The following is an 18,416-nucleotide window of genomic DNA, read 5'->3' as shown; positions in this document are numbered from 1 at the left end:
GCTGAGAGCCGGTACGGCCGAGCCTAGGGGGACGCGCATGAGAACGTGGACGCACGCCGACCACACGCGGGCGGTGGGCGATGAGATCAACCGGATGGCGAAGACCGTCACCGGGCATGACATGTCGGTGCCCACGCCGACCTGTCCCGGATGGGACCTGGGCGCGCTGATCGCGCACACCGGTGCCATCCACCGCTGGGCCGCCGCGATGGTGCGCGACCTGAGCCCGGAGCGGTACCACCGCCGCGAGATGGACTTCGGTGAGCCGGAACACCGGGCGGACTACCCCGCCTGGCTCGCCCGGGGCGCCGAGATCCTCCAGGAGGCCCTGTCCGGCCAGGAACCGGACGCCCCGATGTGGGCCTGGGGCGGCGACCGGCACGTCCGGTTCTGGTCGCGCCGCCAGTTGCACGAGACCGTCGTCCACCACGCCGACGCCCAGATCGCGATCGGCATCGCCCCGGCGATCGACGAGGACATCGCCGCCGACGGGGTCGAGGAACTGTTCGACCTGCTGCCGTACGCGCGCGGCGGGGCCCCCGCCCGCGAGCTGACCGGGGACGGCGAGACGCTGTCCTGGCAGGCCGACAGCGGCGCGGGGTGGGTGGTGACCCTGGAACCCGGCGGGTTCTCCTACCGCCGCTCACCGGAGCCGGGCGACGTCACCGTGCGCGCCGCCACCTCCTCTGACCTGCAACTCCTCGTGTGGGGCAGGCGCAGGGCCGACGACTACTCGATCGACGGCGACAGCGGGCTGCTCTCCTGGTGGCTGTCCCACTCGGCGGTCTGAACGTCACCGCGGCCCGGCCTGCACGGCCGGGCCGTTCTCCATCGGGCCGTCTCTGTCAGGGCATCTCCGTCAGGGCGTCTTTGTTAGGGGAGTGCCAGCATCCGGTCCAGGGCGACCTTCGCCCAGTGGGCGGTGTCGGCGTCGACGGTGATCTGGTTGACCACCTGACCGGCGGCCAGCGACTCCAGCGCCCACACCAGGTGCGGCAGGTCGATGCGGTTCATCGTGGAGCAGTAGCAAACGGTCCGGTCCAGGAACGTGATCTGCTTGTCGGGGAACTCCTGGGCCAGCCGCTTGACCAGGTTCAGCTCGGTACCGATCGCCCAGGCGCTGCCCGCGGGCGCCTCGCGCAGCTTGCGGATGATGTACTCGGTGGAGCCGACGTGGTCGGCCTTGAGGACCACCTCGTGCCGGCACTCGGGGTGAACGAGCACGTTGACGCCGGGGATGCGCTCCCGTACGTCGTCCACGCACTCGGGGGTGAAGCGCCCGTGCACCGAGCAGTGGCCCCGCCACAGGATCATCTTGGCGTCGCCGAGCTGCTGCCTGATCAGGCCGCCCTCGGGGCGGTGCGGGTTGTAGACGACGCAGTCGTCGAGCCCCATGCCCAGCTCCAGCACGGCGGTGTTGCGGCCGAGGTGCTGGTCGGGCAGGAAGAGCACCTTGCGCCCCCGCTGGAACGCCCACTCCAGGGCCCTGCGGGCGTTGGAGGAGGTGCACACCGCGCCGCCGTTGCGCCCGCAGAACGCCTTGATGTCGGCGCTGGAGTTCATGTACGTGATCGGCACCACCTGGTCGGCGATCCCGGCGTCCTCCAGCGCCTCCCAGCACTCCTCCACCTGGTCGAACGTGGCCATGTCGGCCATCGAACACCCGGCGGCCATGTCGGGCAGCACGACCCGCTGGTCATCGCTGGTCAGGATGTCGGCCGACTCGGCCATGAAGTGGACGCCGCAGAAGACGATGTACTCGGCGTGCGGCCGGGCGGCGGCCTCACTGGCCAGCTTGAACGAGTCCCCGGTCACGTCGGCGAACTGGATGACCTCGTCGCGCTGGTAGTGGTGGCCGAGTACGAACAGCCGGTCGCCCAACGCCTCCTTGGCCGCCCGCGCCCGCGCCACCAACCCTGGATCCGACGCCGCCGGCAACTCTCCCGGGCACTCCACACCCCGCTCACTGTGCGGATCACGGCCCTGGCCGAGGACGAAGAGCGGAAGTCCGGTCTGGGTGGTCGTCACGACCATCCCCCCTTATCGTCGAACTGACGACTAATGATTACACACCATCTGTCGGATTCCGCCCGGGGGTACCCCTTCCGGCACATGGGGTCCAGGACCAGTACGCCACCGGCAACGACCCCCCGAACCGCCGCCCATACGACGCGCCCCGCGTACCCAAAGGCCTCGCTGACGCTCGGGCGATCTTCCTCGTGCCGGGTTTCGCCCGGCGTACGGCGGGCCCGCTCTCGCCGTCCGCCGCGTTCGGTTGCGGCCTGGTGTCCGGGTTTCGCGTGATTTGTGGTTGTTCGCCGTTCCCGCACCGGCTGAGAGTGGCTCCTTCGATACCAGTGCGCCGTCGGTCAGTGGATCGCCGTCACCCCGGCGGATGGCAGGTGGAGGTAAGTCCACCGGAGCGGCGGTGAATACGGCGCTGTAGATGGTGGTGGGCGACCGGCAACACCCCAGTCGCCCCGCAACAGAGGGCGGCCGGAGTACTGCACCGGTTCACCTGCTTCGGGGCTGTACGAGCTGGTGGCCGCGCTGTAGGTGTAGCCGGGCATGCCAGGCCCGCATGGGCGCTGCCTGAGCATCATGGTGATAGGCGACACGATTCTGCGGCACGAGATCCAGTGGGGCCTGGCAGCCAGGAAGGGCCGGAGCCGCCTACCTCCCGGGCGAAGAGGGGCTTGCGACTCGGACCGAGTGCCAGCAGACCATGCCCGTCGTTATGCGAGGCTTCAGGCGTTCAAGTGGGTGACCGCCACGGGGACCGGACGCGCTGCCTGACTGGGACGTGGATCCGGTTAGCCGGTGCGAGATACGGTGATCGGCCACGTTGCCCTGCGAAACGCCGGGCACCGGGGCCGCCACTGAGCACGGTGGGCGGCGTTGACCGGGCTTGCCGTACGTCGGGCGGAGCCCGACATGAGAAAAAAACAGGCCGAGCGCCAGCGAGGGCCATTGCGCGCGTGAGCGCGCATCCCCGCCGGAGGCGGGGGTGACGCCCAGAGGGCGGGCCGCCGGCCAGGACGGGCCTCGGGCCCGCGCGAGCGAAGCGAGCGCCATGGGCACAGCCCCGCGTGAGTGGAGCGAGTGCCATCGACACGGAATGTGTGGAGGAGGGTGGGTGTTGGTAGCGTCTAGGTAGGACGTCAGAAACAGACAGCCGCCTTCGGGGGCTGATCCAGACGCGGGAGTCAGCAAATGACGGTTGAGAGCAGCGAGACGACGCAGCAGGGCCTGATCCTGACCGACGCGGCCGCCGCCAAGGTCAAGAGCCTGCTGGAGCAGCAGGGTGAGGAAGGGCTCAGCCTGCGCGTGGCCGTGCAGCCGGGTGGCTGTTCGGGCCTTCGCTACCAGCTCTTCTTCGACGACCGCTCCATGGACGGGGATGTGGTTTCCGACTTCGGCGGCGTCAGCGTGGTCACCGACCGGATGAGCGCCCCGTACCTCACGGGCGCCTCCATCGACTTCGTGGACACCATCGAGAAGCAGGGCTTCACGATCGACAACCCCAACGCCACGGGCTCCTGCGCCTGCGGCGACTCGTTCAACTAGCGGGGCCGGTCCTCGCGACCTGAGGGCCCCATGATCACAGGCTGGTCATGGGGCCTGTTCGCGTTGGGCGGGAGACGCGGGCGGCGCGGGCTGCGTACGGCTCGTGGCCCGCTGCGGTACGCGTCCGGAGCGAGATCCACGGCATGACCCTCGGTGCTGCTTTAACATAGTCTTGCGGAGCTCGTCGAAATCCGGCCCGTCCCCAGGGCGCGGGCCACAGCAAGATGCAGACAACGAGGAGAAGAACCCCGTGCGCATCGCCGTCACCGGCTCCATCGCGACCGATAATCTGATGACCTTTCCCGGTCGCTTCGGCGATCAGCTCATCGCCGAGCAGCTCGACCGGGTGTCACTGTCGTTCCTCGTGGACGACCTTCAGGTCCGGCGCGGCGGGATCGCCGCCAACATCGCCTTCGGGATGGGTTGTCTCGGCCTGACGCCGATCCTGGTCGGCGCGGTCGGCGCCGACTTCGCCGACTATCGGTCCTGGCTGGAGCGCCATGGAGTCGACTGCGACTCCATCCACGTCTCCGAGCTCCACCACACCGCCCGGTTCCTATGCACCACCGACCAGGACCACAACCAGATCGCGTCGTTCTACACCGGCGCGATGGCCGAGGCGCGGGAGATCGAGCTGGGCCCGGTGGCCGATCGGGTGGGCGGCCTGGACCTCGTGCTGGTCGGCGCCAACGACCCGGACGCGATGCTGCGGCACACCGAGGAGTGCCGTCAGCGCGGCATCCCGTTCGCGGCCGACCCCTCCCAGCAGCTCGCGCGGATGGAGGGCGAGGACATCCGCGCGCTCGTCGAGGGCGCGACCTACCTGTTCACGAACGAGTACGAAAAGGCGCTCGTCGAGCAGAAGAGCGGCTGGTCCGATGATGACGTCCTGGCGCGGGTGAAGGTCAGGGTGACCACGCTGGGGCCCAAGGGCGCGCGCATCGATCGCGCGGGGGAGCCGTCGCTGCACATCCCGCCCGCGCCGGAGAAGGCCAAGGCCGACCCCACGGGCGTCGGCGACGCCTTCCGCGCGGGGTTCCTGGCCTCGGTGGGCTGGGGCCTGCCGCTGGAGCGGTGCGCCCAGGTGGGCAACCTGACCGCGACACACGTTCTGGAGCACGTGGGCGGGCAGGAGTACCAGCTGGCCCGGCAGGAGTTCCTGGACCGGCTCGGCTCCGCGTACGGGGCCTCCGCCGCCGCCGAGGTCGCCGAGCACATACGCTGCCCGCACCCCTGACCCACGGCGGTCCGTCCAGCACAGACGTCAACGGACGGCAGAGAGCCGCGACCGCTTTCTGCCGCCGTGCCGTCGCCGTCGCTGCTCCGATGCCGCTCCGACGCCGCCGTCAGGACGGCGCGTAGATGCGGCTCACCAGTTCGGCGAGCTTGTCCGGGGGCAGGTGCCTGGCCAGGTCGGCCTCGCTGATCATGCCGATGATCTGGTCGTCCTCCAGCACCGGCAGCCGCCGGATCTGATGCTCCTCCATCTTGGCCAGGGCCTCGTCGATCGTGGCGTCGGAGCCGACCCAGACCAGCCCGGCCGCGAGGTCGCCCGCCCGTGTATTGGCCGGGTCCCGGCCGGCCGCGATGCAGCCGACCACGATGTCCCGGTCGGTGATGATGCCCCGGAGCCGCCGGCCGTCGTCGCTGATCGGCAGTGCCCCGACGCCGAGTTCGCGCATCAACTGGGCGGCGCGGTCGAGGGTCTCGTGCGCCTCGATGCAGCGCGCGCCGGGGTGCATGACGTCCTTGACCGTGGTGGCGCTCTGCGCGGTACCCATCGTGATCCCCCCGAAAGTCGGATGAGCGGCTTTCAGGGGCGACTACCCGCTTTGGTGCGGGCCAGGCTCAGTAGTTGCGCCGGACGTGGATCGCCCAGCCGCCCTTGGGCAGCTCGTACGTCGCCACGTGCGGGTGCGACTTCAGCCGGCACCACGCCGGTACGTCCGTGTACGCCGCCGGGTCGTCCGCGAGCACCGCCACGATCGCGTTCAGCGGCACCGAGCGGATCTGCTCGGCGAGCAGAATGATCGGGATGGGGCACTTCTTGCCCAGCGCGTCGATCGTCAACGCGGGCTCCTGCGCGGCCTCTTCCCGTGTGGTGGCCTGCCAACGCGACATCTACCAGCTCACCCCTGCTTCCTGGCGGATACGGCGCACGGTCTCAGGAAGGAGGGCGAGGAACCGGTCCACGTCCGCTTCCGATGTTCCACTGGGCAGCGATACCCGGACATTTCCATGCGTAAGCACACCCATCGCTTCCAAGACGTGCGATGGACGAAGCGTACTCGCCGTGCAGGAACTTCCTGACGTTACCGAGAAACCCGCCTTGTCAAGTTCGCGAAGCAGCGCCTCGCCCTCGACATAAAGGCACGAGAAGGTCACGATGTGCGGGGCGCGATCGACCGGTTCGCCGATCACCTCCACGTCGGGGATCGTGGCGGCGACGGTACGCCGGATCTTGTCGATCAGCGCGGCCAGCCGTTCCTGCTCCCCGGCCTCGGCGACGCGGGCCCGCAGCGCCGCCGCGGCGGCCAGGACGCTCGGCACGTTCTCGAAGCCGGGCACCCGCCGGGCCTCGCGCTCGTCCTCCGGCAGCGGCGAGCGGTACCGGGTGCCCTTGCGCACGGCCAGCACCCCCACGCCGGGCGGGCCGCCCCACTTGTGCGCGCTCGCGACGAGCACCGACCAGCCGGGCGGAACCGGCAGCCGGCCCACCGTCTGCGCCGCGTCCACCAGCAGCGGCACCCCGGCGTCCTGACAGGCCGCGGCGGCCTCGGCCACCGGCTGCAGCGTTCCGACCTCGTGGTTGGCGGTCTGCAGGCAGGCCAGGGCGGTGCCGGGCGCGCTCACCGCGCGGGCGAAGGCGCCGGCGTCGACCGCTCCGGTACGGCCGACCCCGACCGTCTCGACCGTCCCGCCGTCCCGCTCGTGCGACTGGGCGGCGTGCAGCACGGCGGAATGCTCCACCGCGCCGACGACGAGATGCCGCCCGGCGCGTCGCCGTCCGTGTAGGGTGCCGAGGACACCGAGATGCACCGCCTGGGTGCCTGACGTGGTGAACACCACCTCGTCGGGCCGGGCGCCCAGCACCTCGGCGATCTCCGCGCGGCCCTGGTCGAGGAGCAACCGTGCCCGGCGGCCGGAGCCGTACAGTCTCGCCGGGTCGGCCCAGCCGGTTTCCAGTGCCATCAGCAGGGCCTCTCTGGCCTGCGGGTGCAGGGGCTCGGTAGAGGCGGCATCGAAGTAGGCCACAGCGTGACACTAACGGGGGCTGCGCAGAGGGGCGAACAGGGTTGGCGCTAATGTGTCCACATCCAAACCGTGCTTGTGAAGCTTATGAAATCGACCGCCCAGGGATTGACTCCCTGGGCTGCATCTGTGGGGTAGGCGATCCGTGAGTCCGACCCGCCGTGCGACACGGCGTTCGTTGGCCCGTCGCAGGGTGCCACGTGCCGCCGTTCTGGCGCTGCTGCTGGCCTCGGCGACGGCATGCAGTAATGAAGTTGCGGCCGAATGGTCGCGTGGCGGCATGCCCGAATCCGTGACCAGACAGGGCGACATCGTCCAGAGCCTGTGGAACGGCTCTTGGATCGCGGCGCTCGGCACCGGCGCGGTCGTCATCGGCCTCATCGTGTGGGCGTGCATCTTCCATCGCAAGAAGAAGCACAGCGACCAGGAGTTGCCGCCGCAGGTCAGGTACAACCTGCCGATCGAGATCCTCTACACGATGGTCCCGGTCATCATGGTCGCGGTGTTCTTCTACTTCACCGCCAGGGACCAGAACGAGCTCGGCAAGATCACCGGGACCGCCGCGGTGAAGGTGCGTGTGGACGCCTTCCAGTGGAGCTGGCGCTTCACCACCGACTACAACAACCAGAAGGTCAGCGTGATCGGCCGCCCGGCGAGCAGTTACCAGGCGCCCGAGGCCCCCGAGCTGGTGCTGCCGGTCGGCTCCAAGGTCGAGTTCGACCTGCGCTCGCCCGACGTGATCCACTCCTTCTGGATTCCCGCCTTCCTGTTCAAGCGGGACGTGATCCCGGGCGTTGAGAACAACAGGTTCGAGGTCGACACGCTGACCGAGACCGGCGTCCACGCCGGCCGGTGCGCCGAGCTGTGCGGCTACGACCACAGCCGGATGCTGTTCCGGGTGAAGCTCGTGGAGAAGGCAGAGTTCGACAGGTACATCGCCGAACAGGCGAGGAGCACGCAGTGACCGCCATCAACGAACCCCTACGCCAGACCATCACGCCGGTGCCCACCCGCAAGGGTTCGGTCATCGCGCGCTGGGCCTCCTCCACGGACCACAAGATCATCGGTCACATGTACCTGATCACGTCGTTCGTGTTCTTCCTGATCGGCGGCGTGATGGCGCTGATCATGCGGGCCGAGCTGGTGGCGCCCGACCTGCAACTGGTGACCAGGGAGCAGTTCAACCAGCTCTTCACCATGCACGGCACGATCATGCTGCTGCTGTTCGCGACCCCGCTGTTCGCCGGGTTCGCCAACGAGCTGATGCCGCTGCAGATCGGCGCCCCGGACGTGGCCTTCCCGCGTCTGAACATGGTGAGCTACTGGATGTTCCTGTTCGGGGGCATCATCACCATCAGCGGCTTCGTGACCCCGGGCGGCGCGGCCAGCTTCGGCTGGTTCGCCTACACACCGCTGTCCAACGCGGTCAGCTCTCCCGGAGTGGGCGGCGACCTGTGGATCATGGGGCTGGTACTGGCCGGGCTCGGCACGATCCTCGGCGCGGTCAACTTCATCACCACGATCATCTGCATGCGCGCGCCCGGCATGACGATGTTCCGGATGCCGATCTTCACCTGGAACGTCCTGCTCACCTCGATCCTGGTGCTGCTGGCCTTCCCGGTGCTGGCCGCCGCGCTGCTGGCCCTGGAGGCCGACCGCAAGCTCGGCGCGCACATCTTCGACCCCGGCAACGGCGGCGCGATGCTGTGGCAGCACCTGTTCTGGTTCTTCGGGCACCCGGAGGTCTACATCATCGCGCTGCCGTTCTTCGGCATCGTGACCGAGGTGCTGCCGGTCTTCAGCCGCAAGCCGGTGTTCGGCTACATCAGCCTCATCGCCGCGACCATCGCCATCGCCGGCCTGTCGGTCACCGTGTGGGCGCACCACATGTTCCCCACGGGACAAGTACTGCTGCCGTTCTTCTCGTTCATGACGTTCCTGATCGCGGTGCCGACCGGCGTGAAGTTCTTCAACTGGATCGGCACCATGTGGCGCGGGCATCTCACCTTCGAGTCGCCCATGCTGTTCTCGGTCGGGTTCTTGATCACGTTCCTGCTGGGCGGCCTGACCGGTGTCATCCTCGCCTCGCCGCCACTGGACTTCCACATCAGCGACACCTACTTCGTGGTCGCCCACTTCCACTACGTGGTGTTCGGCACGGTGGTGTTCGCGATGTTCGCCGGGTTCTACTTCTGGTGGCCGAAGTTCACCGGCAGGATGCTGAACGACCGGCTGGGCAAGGTGCACTTCTGGACGCTGTTCATCGGCTTCCACACCACCTTCCTGGTGCAGCACTGGCTGGGCGTGATCGGCTTCCCGCGGCGGTACGCCGACTACAGCCCGATCGACGGATTCACCAACCTGAACGTCATCTCCTCGGTCGGTGCGTTCGTCCTCGGCGCGTCCACCCTGCCGTTCCTTTACAACGTGTGGCGCACCTGGCGCTCGGCGCCGAAGGTCACCGTGGACGACCCCTGGGGCTTCGGAAACTCGCTGGAGTGGGCCACCTCCTGCCCGCCGCCGCGACACAACTTCACCTCGCTGCCGCGGATCCGCTCTGAGCGTCCCGCGTTCGACCTGCACTACCCGCACGTCACGGCCAAGTCCAGAGGCCAGTTGGAGGAGATGAGCCAATGAAGGTTCAGGGCTGGCTTTTCCTGCTCTGCGGCGTGTTCTTCGCCCTGGTGGGCGTCGTCTACTGGTTCTGGTCGGGTGAGCCGGTCGGCACCACGGCGCTGGCTATCTCCGTCGGCTTCGCCTTCATGATCGGCTACTACCTGATGTTCACCGCGCGCCGGATCGGGGCGCAGCCGGAGGACGACAAGAGGGCCGAGATCAGCGATGGCGCGGGGGAGATCGGCTTCTTCAGCCCGCACAGCTGGTGGCCGCTGTTCGTCACCCTGTCGGCGGCGCTGGCGTTCGTCGGCTTCGTGATCGGGTGGTGGCTGTTCATGATCGGTGTGGCCTGCGTGATCATGAGCTCCATCGGCTTCGTGTTCCAGTACTACCGCGGGCACTTCTCGCACTGATCAACTCTCCGGCCGGATAAAGCGCGTCACAACGGGTGGTCGAACCTCATCGATCACCCGTTTTGGCGTTCTTTGCCGGTGAAGTACAGCATTACGAGCACTCTTGCCGTCACTGTGGGTAATAACCCCGATAGTGGGCGGGCCTGGCATGTCAGGCCCGACGGGGGGAGTCACAGGTGGGGTACGCAATCCGGGTATCGGCACATGGCGCGGGACTGCTCGTACTGGCCCTGACGGCCTCGTGTTCGTCAGGTGCCACCGCCTCGGAGGGCGAACGCAAGGCCCCCGACGCGCGGGTCACCGTCGTCCCGGCGAACTCGGCGGGCAACGTGGCGCCGGACACGGCCGTCGTCGTGTCCGCGCAGCACGGCACCATCTCGGAGGTGAGCGTCACCTCGCCCAAGGGGGCCCTGAGCGGCGTTTTCAGCGCCGACCGCACCCAGTGGCGCAGCAGGGACGTCGGCACGCCCGGCACGACCTACACCGTCACGGCGGTGGCCGCCAACGCCGACGGCAAGGCCACCCGGGCGACCAGCACGTTCTCCACGGTGACGCCGAAGAGCACCTTCAAGGTCGAGAACATCCTGCCGCACAAGGACGACACGGGCCTGACCGTGGGCGTCGGGATGCCCATCATGATCTCCTTCGACCGGGAGATCACCGACCGGGTAGGCGTGGAGCGCAACCTGATCGTCCAGTCCTCCAAGCCGATCCTGGGCGCGTGGCACTGGTTCGACGACAAGACCGTGCACTTCCGGCCGAGGGCCTTCTGGCCGGCCGGCACCAAGGTACGGCTGATCGCCCGGCTGGCGGGCGCGCACGGCGGCGAGGGCATGTACGGGACCAAGAACCACGTGCTCGACTTCAAGATCGGCCGCTCGCAGATCACCAGCGGGAGCCTGAACGACCACGTCATGCGGGTCAAACGGAACGGGAGGGTGATCCGCACGATCCCGTTCAGCGCCGGGCGGGGCGGGGTGATGAAGTACCACACCACCAGCGGCGTCCACCTGGCCATGTCCCGTGAGGGGGTCACCGTGATGACCTCGCCGGACGCAGGGCCGGGGCAGGCGGGTTACTACCAGCTCACGGTGTACAACACCGTCCGCATCTCCAACAGCGGGGAGTACATCCACAGCGCGCCCTGGTCGGTCGGCTCACAGGGCAACTCCAACGTCAGCCACGGCTGCGTCAACGTCAGCCCGTCGCACGCGAAGTGGTTCCTCGACAACACGCTTATCGGCGACCCGATCATCCTGACCGGCTCGCCGCGCCGCCTGGAGCCGCTGAACGGGTGGGGGCACTGGCAGGAGAGCTGGCCGGAGTGGCTGCGCTGGACCAGCCTGGGCTCGGGCTTCACCACCGATCCCTACACCGCCTCCTGAGCCGCCTCAGAGCGCCCCGCAGGCGGCTGTGCCGCACCCGACGCGGCGCAGCAGGCCATACCACCGGCCCCCGAGGGCTCATGTGACACCCCTGCCCCGCGGCCGGCCGGGAGGCCGGTACGGCCGCCAGAGGCGGGGACGACCCTTGTGTGGCCGAAGGCCGGGGAGCACCGAGGCCCGGCCCGCTCTGAGACCCGGAGCCGGAAGGGCCCGCTGGAAATGCCGGTGGCCGTGCCGGGCCGGTGTCGTGGTGCGGACAGCAGGGCGGGCACGGCCGTTGGGGTGGTACCGAGGCCGGCGGTGGCGTCTCTGCCGTCCAACGGCGCTGTGGCCCCCGCGGTGGGGGTCACAGCGCCTCGCGGGACGCCGCCCGCCGGGCCTCTGGTGCTACGGAGGCGGGGTTACTTGATGATGCCGCAGGCGAAGCGTCCGCCCGCGTCGCCGGTGCGCTTGGTGGCGTCGTCGGGGCCGTTCGGGGCGTAGCGCTCGGGGATGTGGGCGAGGTTGTCGGGCAGGGCGTGGATGATGATCGCGCTGCCGTCGGCGTCGTTGAGCTGGCTCAGCCGGAACTTGTCGGTCACGACGCTGGCCGAGCTGGTGCCGTCGCCGGCGGCCAGCAGCGGCGGAAGGTCGCCGGAGTGCGCGCCGTGCGTGCCCTGGCCGAGATTGAAATGGCCGCCGGCGGTGAAGAAGGGCGAGACGTTTCCGGTGGAAGGGTCGACCGCTTTGGGGTCGCACACGCCGGTGGCGTGGATGTGGAACCCGTGGAAGCCTTCGGAGAGCCCGCGCGCCGAGACGGTGACGCGGGACTTGCCGAATCCCTGGTTGGCGATCGTGAGGCGGCCGATGGCGTTGCCCTCGACGTCGCGGATGACCGCAGAGGAGGTATGCCCTCCCTGGGTCGAGGTGGCCTCGGCGATGGCGGAGACGCCGACGGCCGCGACCCCCGCGGCGAGCACGGTGGCGATGGCCAGATGAGTTCTGCGGAGCGGCATCACGAACCTGTCCCTCTGAAGAAGCGTTTCGGTCTTACCGAGGGTAAAGGAACGCGTTTGGCCAGTCGTCCCTATTTGAATAGGGATTGCATATCATTTTTCAATGGTTTCGGGTTATAGGTCAACCGCATAAAGCGCACGAAAGGGGCCCGGGATAGGACATCCCGGGCCCCTTTGCGCGTTGTGGCGACGCGCGTTCCGCCGTGGTCAGCGGTCCAGCGACCGGCCTTCGCCGGTGGCTCCGACGGCGGCGTGCTCCTCGTGCTCCCCGATCTCCTCGTGGGCGCCGTGGTCGTCGCCGTGCGGCTGGTCCATCGGGATCTTCTCCCCGCCGTACGTCCGGCTCATCCGCCCGCGCAGGCGGCCCAGCGGGCCGCGCATGCCCTTCGGCGGAATGCCCTTCTCGTCCGAGCCGTCGGGGAGCGCCGGAATGGGCGTCTTGCCGCGCATGTGGGCCTCGATGTCCTCGGCCGGCGGCACGTGGACCTCGATGAACTCACCGTGCGGCAGGCGCTTGATCACACCCGACTCGACGCCGTGGCCGATCACCTCGGCGTCCTTGCGCTGCAGCCCGAGGCACATGCGGTAGGTGATGATGTACGCCAGGATCGGCCCCACGATGATCGCGATCTGACCGAACCTGGTGATCGCGAACAGCGAGATGTGGAAGTTGGCCGCGAGTTCGTCGTTCGCGCCCAGCAGCCACAGCAGGCCGTAGAACGTGATCGCCGACATGCCGATCGAGGTGCGGTGCGGGTTGTTGCGCGGCCGGTCGACGACGTGGTGCTCGCTCCGGTCGCCGGTGACCCACTGCTCGATGAACGGATACAGCGCGAGGCCGGTCATGACCAGCCCCAGCGGCAGCAGGGCCGGGATGATCACGCTCATCGGCAGCGTGTAGCCCAGGACGTTGATCTCCCAGGCCGGCATGATCCGCAGCGAGCCTTCGAGGAAGCCCATGTAGAAGTCGGGCTGCGAGCCCGCGGAGATGTCCGCCGGTGTGTACGGGCCGAACAGCCAGATCGGGTTGATCTGGGCGAACGTGCCGAGCCCGGCCAGGATCGCGAACGTGAACAGGAAGTACGAGCCAGCCTTGAGCGCGAAGGACGGGAAGAACGGGCCGCCGACGACGTTCATGTTCGTGCGTCCCTTGCCCGGCTGCTGGCTGTGCTTCTGCACCCACATCAGCACCATGTGCGCGGTGACCAGGGCCACCAGGATGCCGGGGATCAGCAGCACGTGCAGGGTGTAGAACCGGGAGATGACATCCTCGCCCGGATATTCTCCGCCGAACAGGAAGAACGAGACGTAGGTGCCCACCAGTGGCAGCGAGATCGCCACGCCCTGGGTGATCCGCAGGCCCGCGCCGGACAGCAGGTCGTCCGGCAGCGAGTAGCCGGTCAGGCCCTCGGCCAGGGCCAGCGTCAGCAGCAGGACGCCGATGATCCAGTTGAGCTCACGCGGCTTGCGGTACGCGCCGGTGAAGAACACCCGGAGCATGTGGGCCATCATCCCGGCGACGAACAGCAGCGCCGCCCAGTGGTGGATCTGGCGGATCAGCAGACCGCCGCGCACCTCGAAGCTGATGTGCAGCGAGGACGCGTACGCCTCGGACATCATCACGCCGCGCAGCGGCGCGTAGGGCCCGTCGTAGATGACGTGCCCCATGCTGGGCTTGAACCAGAGCGTCAGGAACGTGCCGGTCAGCAGCAGGATGATGAACGAGTAGAGCGCGATCTCACCCAGCAGGAACGACCAGTGGTCGGGGAAGACCTTGCGCATGTTGCGCCGGATGAAGTTTCCGGCGCCGATGCGCTCGTCGAGGTAGCTGCTCGGTCCTGAGACGGCCTTGGGGATTTCAGCGGTTTCTGGCCGGTTGCCGGTTTCGGTGCTCATACCTGGCCTCCCTTCTGCCGGTACTCCGCCTCGGCGTCACCGCGCTCCCAGAAGCTGGGGCCGACCGGGACGGGGAAGTCCCCCGTGGCGATGAGGTAGCCCTCCGCGTCCACGTCGATCGGAAGCTGGGGAAGCGGCCGGGCCGCCGGGCCGAAGATCACCTTCGCGCCGTCCGTGGCGTCGAACGTCGACTGGTGACAGGGGCAGAGGATGTTGTGCGTGTTCTGCTCGTACAGAGCCGCGGGGCACCCGACGTGGGTGCAGATCTTGGAGTAGGCGACGATGCCGTTGTAGGTCCAGTTCTTGTTCGTCCCGGACTTGATCTCCTCGGGCCGCAGGTTGACCAGAATCACCGTGGCCTTGGCCAGGACGGTCAGGTCGTGCTCGTACCCCTCGGGCACCACCGACAACAGGCCGCCGGGGGTGTTGAAGTCGGCGGCCCGGATGGGCTGGCCGGTGCCCTCGACGACGAGCCGCAGCGGCTTGCCGTCCTTGGTCTTCTCGCCCCAGACCGTGTGCCGGAGCTTGGTCTCCGGCAGCGGGCCGAGGTCGCGCAGCAGCACCACCGGGGCCAGGCCCAGCGGGGCCACCGCGGCCAGCAGCGTACGCCGCAGCAGCTTCCGCTTGACGAAGCCGCTCTCCTCCACACCCTGCGCGAACTTCTCGGCGACGTCGCTCCTGACCTCCCGGTCGGAGGCCATCACGTGCCGCTCCTGGACGACGCTGTACTTCGGCAGCACCATCCGCGCCCAGACCACCATGCCGAGGGCCAGGCCGAGCAGGGCCAGCGTCAGGGTGCCGCCGAGCGCGAGGTTGGAGGCCGCGGTGCCGTCCAGGTCGCCGACCTGGAAGATCACGTACGAGGCGATGAAGCCGATGCCCGCCAGGAAGGTGATGGTGAAGCACAGCGCGGCGAGCCGCTCGCCCTTCCTCACCGTACGCGGGTCCTGCGGCTTGACCCCGGCCACGACGGCGGGCGCGGCGGGCTTGTCCTCGCCGAGCACCGCCCGCTCCGTGGCCGCGGGTGGAGTGCCGATGACGCGCTTGGGAACGCGCTCTTCCGGCCGTTCGATCTCAGGGTTGTGGTCAGTCATTGGCCTGTCGCCTCTTCGCGGTGATCCAGATGGCTGCGAGCACAAGGCCGCCGATACCCACGATCCAGGCCACCAGGCCCTCGGTCACCGGGCCGATCCGGCCGAGCCCGAAACCGCCCGGGTCGGTCTGCTCGCGGACGCTCACGATGTAGGCGATCATGTCGCGCTTCTGCTGGGGGGTGATCGTGGAGTCGTTGAAGACCGGCATAGCCTGCGGGCCGGTGATCATCGCCTCGTAGATCTGGGCGGGGGAGGAGCTGTTGAGGTTGGGTGCGTACTTGCCCTGGGTGAGCGCCCCGCCGGCGCCGGCCCAGTTGTGGCAGCTGATGCAGTTGGCCCGGAACAGCTCGCCGCCCTTGGCCGGGTCGCCCTTGGCGGGGTCCACCTGGTCCTTGCTAGGGACGGTCGGGCCGCCGCCGAGGGACTGGACGTAGGCGGCGATCTGGTCGATCTTCTTCTGCGTCACCCAGGCGGGCAGCGGCTTGCGCGGTACCTGGGCGCCCACCGTGGTGGCGGGCATTCGCCCGCTGCTCATCTGGAAGTCGACCGCCGCGGCGCCCACGCCGACCAGCGTGGGCCCGTCCGCGGTGCCCCGCGCCTCGGGCCCGTGGCAGCTGAGGCAGTGCGACTTGAAGAGTTCCTCGCCGGCCTTCACGTCGTCGACCTTGCCCGACGCGATCGCCGCGTCGGCGCTCTGGCTCTTCGGGGAGAAGGCCGCATAGCCCACGCCCAGCAACGCCAGTGCGAGAAGCAGGACGGCGTATCTCGCGAGGGGATGCCGCCGCCTAGCGGTGATCCTGGTCACAGAGATCCCCGTTCCTGTTACTTGATCACGTAGATGGTCATAAAGAGGCCGATCCAGACAACGTCGACGAAGTGCCAGTAGTAGGACACGACGATCGCGCTGGTCGCCTGCTCATGGGTGAAGCGCTTCGCGGCGTACGTGCGTCCCAGCATGAACAGGAACGCGATCAGTCCACCGGTCACGTGCAAGCCGTGGAAACCCGTGGCCAGGTAGAAGATGGAGTCATAGGCCGAGTGGGAGAGGGTGTGCCCCTCGCCGGCGAGCTGGCCGTACTCGTAGACCTGGCCGATCACAAAGACCAGACCCATCAGGAAGCTGACGGTGTACCAGAAACGCAGCTTGCTGACCTGGCCCTTTTCCGCGGCCCACACGCCCATCTGGCACGTCACACTCGACAGGACCAGAATGATCGTGTTGACCGTTGAGAACGGGACGTTCAGGTGAGCCTCGGGCCAGTGATGGCCCTGGCCGATGGTCACTGACCGGATGGTGAAGTACATCGCGAACAGCGCCGCGAAGAACATGAGCTCAGAGGACAGCCAGACGATCGTCCCGACGCTGACCAAATTCGGCCGGCGAGACGAGTGTGCTGTCGTCGTCGTGATTGCGGATGCTGTCGCCACGGGCAGCATTATTGCGGCTCTCCTGGTCGGGTCGCCGCACGACCCCCCGTTAGGTGGAACAAAGCGCACACCAACAAGGGCAAACCGGACAATTGCCTGGCTAGCGCCTCCAGCCTGGGTATCCACCCGCCTCGCCCGGTACGATCCCTGTTGACCATACCTCTTGGCCACGCCGCGGCACCCGACGGCCGGCGGCCCGCCAGGAGACACCGATGTTGGAAGCGAGCATCACCTTGGGCACCGAACCGGCCGCGGACGTCAAGATGAAGGTCCTCGTCTACAGCGACGACTCCGCCACCAGAGAGAAGGTACGCCTGGCCATCGGCAGGCGGCCCGCCGCCGACGTGCCGGCGGTGGAGTTCGTGGAGTGCGCTACGCAGCCCAAGGTCCTGCAGCACTTCGACTCCGGCGAGATCGACGTGGCCGTGCTCGACGGCGAGGCGCGGCCCGCGGGCGGCATGGGCGTCGCCCGCCAGGCCAAGGACGAGGTCTACGACTGCCCGCCGATCTGCCTGGTCGTCGCCCGTCGCGATGACCGGTGGCTGGCCAACTGGTCGCGCGCCGAGGCCGTGGTGGCCCAGCCGCTCGACCCGATCGTCCTGGCCGAGGCCGTGGCCGACCTGATGCGGCAGCGGCTCGCCCGTACCGCGCAGCCCGCGCGGCCCGCCGAAATCCCGCCCGCCCGGTAGCCGTTCGGCGGCACCGCCGGCTCATGACTGGAGATCCCATGGACGCGCGCACCACGTGGCCCGCGCTGCTGTCGGCCCTGCTCGCCGGAGAGCACCTCACCACCGACGAGACGGCCTGGGCGATGAAGGAGATCATGACGGGGTCGGCGACTCCCGCGCAGATCGCCGGCTTCGCCGTGGCGCTGCGCGCCAAGGGGGAGACGGTGGCCGAGGTCACCGGCCTGGCCCGGGTCATGCTCGACCTGGCCACCCCGCTGCGGGTGGAGGGCCCGGTGGTCGACATCGTGGGCACCGGCGGCGACCGTGCCCACACCGTCAACGTCTCGACGATGGCGGCGATCGTCACCGCCGCCACGGGGGCGCGGGTGGTCAAGCACGGCAACCGCGCGGCCTCCTCCTCCTGCGGGGCGGCCGACGTGCTCGAACACCTCGGCATCACCCTGGAGATGTCGCCCGACGACACCGCCGCCGTGGCCGTGGAAGCGGGGATCGCCTTCTGCTTCGCGCCGGCCTACCACCAGGGCTTCCGCTTCGCCGGTCCGCCGCGCAGGGAGCTGGGCGTGCCGACGTTCTTCAACTTCCTCGGGCCGCTGACCAATCCGGCCAGGCCCGCGGCACAGGCGATCGGCGTCTTCGACGCGCGCATGCTGCCGGTGGTGGCGGGGGTGTTCGCCGAGCGCGGGGTCTCGGCGCTGGTGTTCCGCGGCGACGACGGCCTCGATGAGCTGACCCTCGCGACCACCTCCACGGTGTGGGTGGTCGGCAACGGCGCGGCCACCCAGGTCACTTTCGACCCCGCGTCGATCGGCATCCCCCGGGCGAGCGTCGAGTCGCTGCGCGGCGGCGACGTCGAGTTCAACGCCCAGGCCGTACGCGACCTGGTGGCCGGCAAGCAGGGCCCGGTCCGCGACGCCGTACTGCTGAACGCCGCGGCGGGCATCGTCGCCGCGTCCGGCACCGCCACCGGCGACGACCTGGACGCCGCCATGGCCGAGGCGCACACCCGCGCCGCCGAGGCCGTCGACTCCGGAGCCGCCGCCACCACCCTCGCCCGCTGGATCGCCACCAGCCAGGCCCACAG

The 18,416-nt window shown here is 68.8% G+C and carries 18 protein-coding genes; 9 read left to right on the top strand and 9 right to left on the bottom strand.

The features are described 5' to 3' along the window. Nucleotides 1-37 precede the first annotated feature (37 nt). The gene (locus tag C1I98_RS04275) at nucleotides 38-790 is read left to right on the top strand and encodes a maleylpyruvate isomerase family mycothiol-dependent enzyme (RefSeq protein ID WP_158557908.1); all 753 of its coding nucleotides are present in this window, start codon (nucleotides 38-40) and stop codon (nucleotides 788-790) included. 83 nt (nucleotides 791-873) lie between these two features. Here the strand turns inward: C1I98_RS04275 and nadA are convergent, their stop codons facing one another. Then, nucleotides 874-2,034 carry a quinolinate synthase NadA gene (gene nadA / locus C1I98_RS04270; protein ID WP_111165753.1) on the bottom strand — a complete coding sequence of 387 codons (1,161 nt, stop codon included), beginning with the start codon at nucleotides 2,032-2,034 and terminating at the stop codon, nucleotides 874-876. Nucleotides 2,035-3,213: 1,179 nt separating this feature from the next. Between nadA and C1I98_RS04265 the strand changes: the two genes are divergently transcribed. Beyond that, nucleotides 3,214-3,567 carry a HesB/IscA family protein gene (locus tag C1I98_RS04265; RefSeq protein ID WP_111165752.1) on the top strand — a complete coding sequence of 118 codons (354 nt, stop codon included), beginning with the start codon at nucleotides 3,214-3,216 and terminating at the stop codon, nucleotides 3,565-3,567. Nucleotides 3,568-3,817: 250 nt separating this feature from the next. Continuing rightward, nucleotides 3,818-4,804: a carbohydrate kinase family protein gene (locus C1I98_RS04260; RefSeq protein WP_111165751.1), complete on the top strand. Its 987-nt coding sequence runs from the start codon at nucleotides 3,818-3,820 to the stop codon at nucleotides 4,802-4,804. Nucleotides 4,805-4,913: 109 nt separating this feature from the next. On the opposite strand, the gene C1I98_RS04255 is transcribed toward C1I98_RS04260, so the two are convergent. From C1I98_RS04255 to C1I98_RS04245, 3 genes are all read right to left on the bottom strand, one after another. Further along, nucleotides 4,914-5,348, bottom strand: coding sequence for a CBS domain-containing protein (locus C1I98_RS04255; protein ID WP_111165750.1), 435 nt, complete (start codon nucleotides 5,346-5,348; stop codon nucleotides 4,914-4,916). Between the two features lie 67 nt (nucleotides 5,349-5,415). After that, the gene (locus C1I98_RS04250) at nucleotides 5,416-5,688 is read right to left on the bottom strand and encodes a sulfurtransferase TusA family protein (RefSeq protein WP_111165749.1); all 273 of its coding nucleotides are present in this window, start codon (nucleotides 5,686-5,688) and stop codon (nucleotides 5,416-5,418) included. Next, a complete protein-coding gene (locus C1I98_RS04245) occupies nucleotides 5,689-6,822 on the bottom strand; it encodes a cysteine desulfurase family protein (protein WP_111165748.1) in 1,134 nt (377 codons plus the stop codon). It abuts the gene before it with no gap. Nucleotides 6,823-6,964: 142 nt separating this feature from the next. Here C1I98_RS04245 and ctaC point away from each other — a divergent pair, with 142 nt between their 5' ends. The 4 genes from ctaC (at nucleotide 6,965) to C1I98_RS04225 (ending at nucleotide 11,233) form a co-directional block, all read left to right on the top strand. Further along, a complete protein-coding gene (ctaC, locus tag C1I98_RS04240; RefSeq protein ID WP_111165747.1) occupies nucleotides 6,965-7,783 on the top strand; it encodes an aa3-type cytochrome oxidase subunit II in 819 nt (272 codons plus the stop codon). After that, the gene (ctaD, locus tag C1I98_RS04235) at nucleotides 7,780-9,456 is read left to right on the top strand and encodes an aa3-type cytochrome oxidase subunit I (protein ID WP_111165746.1); all 1,677 of its coding nucleotides are present in this window, start codon (nucleotides 7,780-7,782) and stop codon (nucleotides 9,454-9,456) included. Before ctaC ends, ctaD begins: the two co-directional genes overlap by 4 nt. Continuing rightward, nucleotides 9,453-9,848, top strand: a complete 396-nt coding sequence (locus tag C1I98_RS04230; RefSeq protein WP_111165745.1) for a cytochrome c oxidase subunit 4 — start codon at nucleotides 9,453-9,455, stop codon at nucleotides 9,846-9,848. The genes ctaD and C1I98_RS04230 overlap by 4 nt, the downstream gene beginning before the upstream one ends. A 176-nt stretch (nucleotides 9,849-10,024) precedes the next feature. After that, nucleotides 10,025-11,233, top strand: a complete 1,209-nt coding sequence (locus C1I98_RS04225; protein WP_199536712.1) for a L,D-transpeptidase — start codon at nucleotides 10,025-10,027, stop codon at nucleotides 11,231-11,233. A 401-nt stretch (nucleotides 11,234-11,634) separates the two neighbouring features. Here C1I98_RS04225 and C1I98_RS04220 read toward each other — a convergent pair whose 3' ends face one another. The 5 genes from C1I98_RS04220 to ctaE all read right to left on the bottom strand — a co-directional run bounded on the left by C1I98_RS04220 (nucleotide 11,635) and on the right by ctaE (nucleotide 16,655). Further along, nucleotides 11,635-12,228: a superoxide dismutase family protein gene (locus C1I98_RS04220; protein ID WP_111165744.1), complete on the bottom strand. Its 594-nt coding sequence runs from the start codon at nucleotides 12,226-12,228 to the stop codon at nucleotides 11,635-11,637. A 207-nt stretch (nucleotides 12,229-12,435) separates the two neighbouring features. Further along, the gene (qcrB, locus tag C1I98_RS04215) at nucleotides 12,436-14,124 is read right to left on the bottom strand and encodes a cytochrome bc1 complex cytochrome b subunit (RefSeq protein WP_111165743.1); all 1,689 of its coding nucleotides are present in this window, start codon (nucleotides 14,122-14,124) and stop codon (nucleotides 12,436-12,438) included. Continuing rightward, entirely contained in the window at nucleotides 14,121-15,218 is a 1,098-nt protein-coding gene (gene qcrA / locus C1I98_RS04210) for a cytochrome bc1 complex Rieske iron-sulfur subunit (protein WP_111165742.1), read from the bottom strand. Before qcrA ends, qcrB begins: the two co-directional genes overlap by 4 nt. Then, complete coding sequence (qcrC, locus tag C1I98_RS04205) at nucleotides 15,211-16,023, bottom strand: cytochrome bc1 complex diheme cytochrome c subunit (RefSeq protein ID WP_111165741.1); 813 nt, start codon at nucleotides 16,021-16,023, stop codon at nucleotides 15,211-15,213. Before qcrC ends, qcrA begins: the two co-directional genes overlap by 8 nt. A 17-nt stretch (nucleotides 16,024-16,040) precedes the next feature. Continuing rightward, nucleotides 16,041-16,655 carry an aa3-type cytochrome oxidase subunit III gene (ctaE, locus tag C1I98_RS04200; RefSeq protein ID WP_111165740.1) on the bottom strand — a complete coding sequence of 205 codons (615 nt, stop codon included), beginning with the start codon at nucleotides 16,653-16,655 and terminating at the stop codon, nucleotides 16,041-16,043. A 203-nt stretch (nucleotides 16,656-16,858) separates the two neighbouring features. Here ctaE and C1I98_RS04195 point away from each other — a divergent pair, with 203 nt between their 5' ends. Both C1I98_RS04195 and trpD read left to right on the top strand, forming a co-directional pair. After that, nucleotides 16,859-17,335: a hypothetical protein gene (locus C1I98_RS04195; RefSeq protein ID WP_111165739.1), complete on the top strand. Its 477-nt coding sequence runs from the start codon at nucleotides 16,859-16,861 to the stop codon at nucleotides 17,333-17,335. A 38-nt stretch (nucleotides 17,336-17,373) separates the two neighbouring features. Beyond that, on the top strand, nucleotides 17,374-18,416 hold a 1,043-nt coding region (trpD, locus tag C1I98_RS04190), incomplete at its 3' end, for an anthranilate phosphoribosyltransferase (protein WP_111165738.1).

Origin of the sequence: Spongiactinospora gelatinilytica (assembly GCF_003236385.1) — a bacterium.
In the GTDB taxonomy this organism is placed as follows: Bacteria; Actinomycetota; Actinomycetes; order Streptosporangiales; family Streptosporangiaceae; genus Spongiactinospora; species Spongiactinospora gelatinilytica.
The sequence above is the reverse complement of the archived record's forward strand: the minus strand, read 5'-3'. Positions and strand labels throughout refer to the sequence as shown.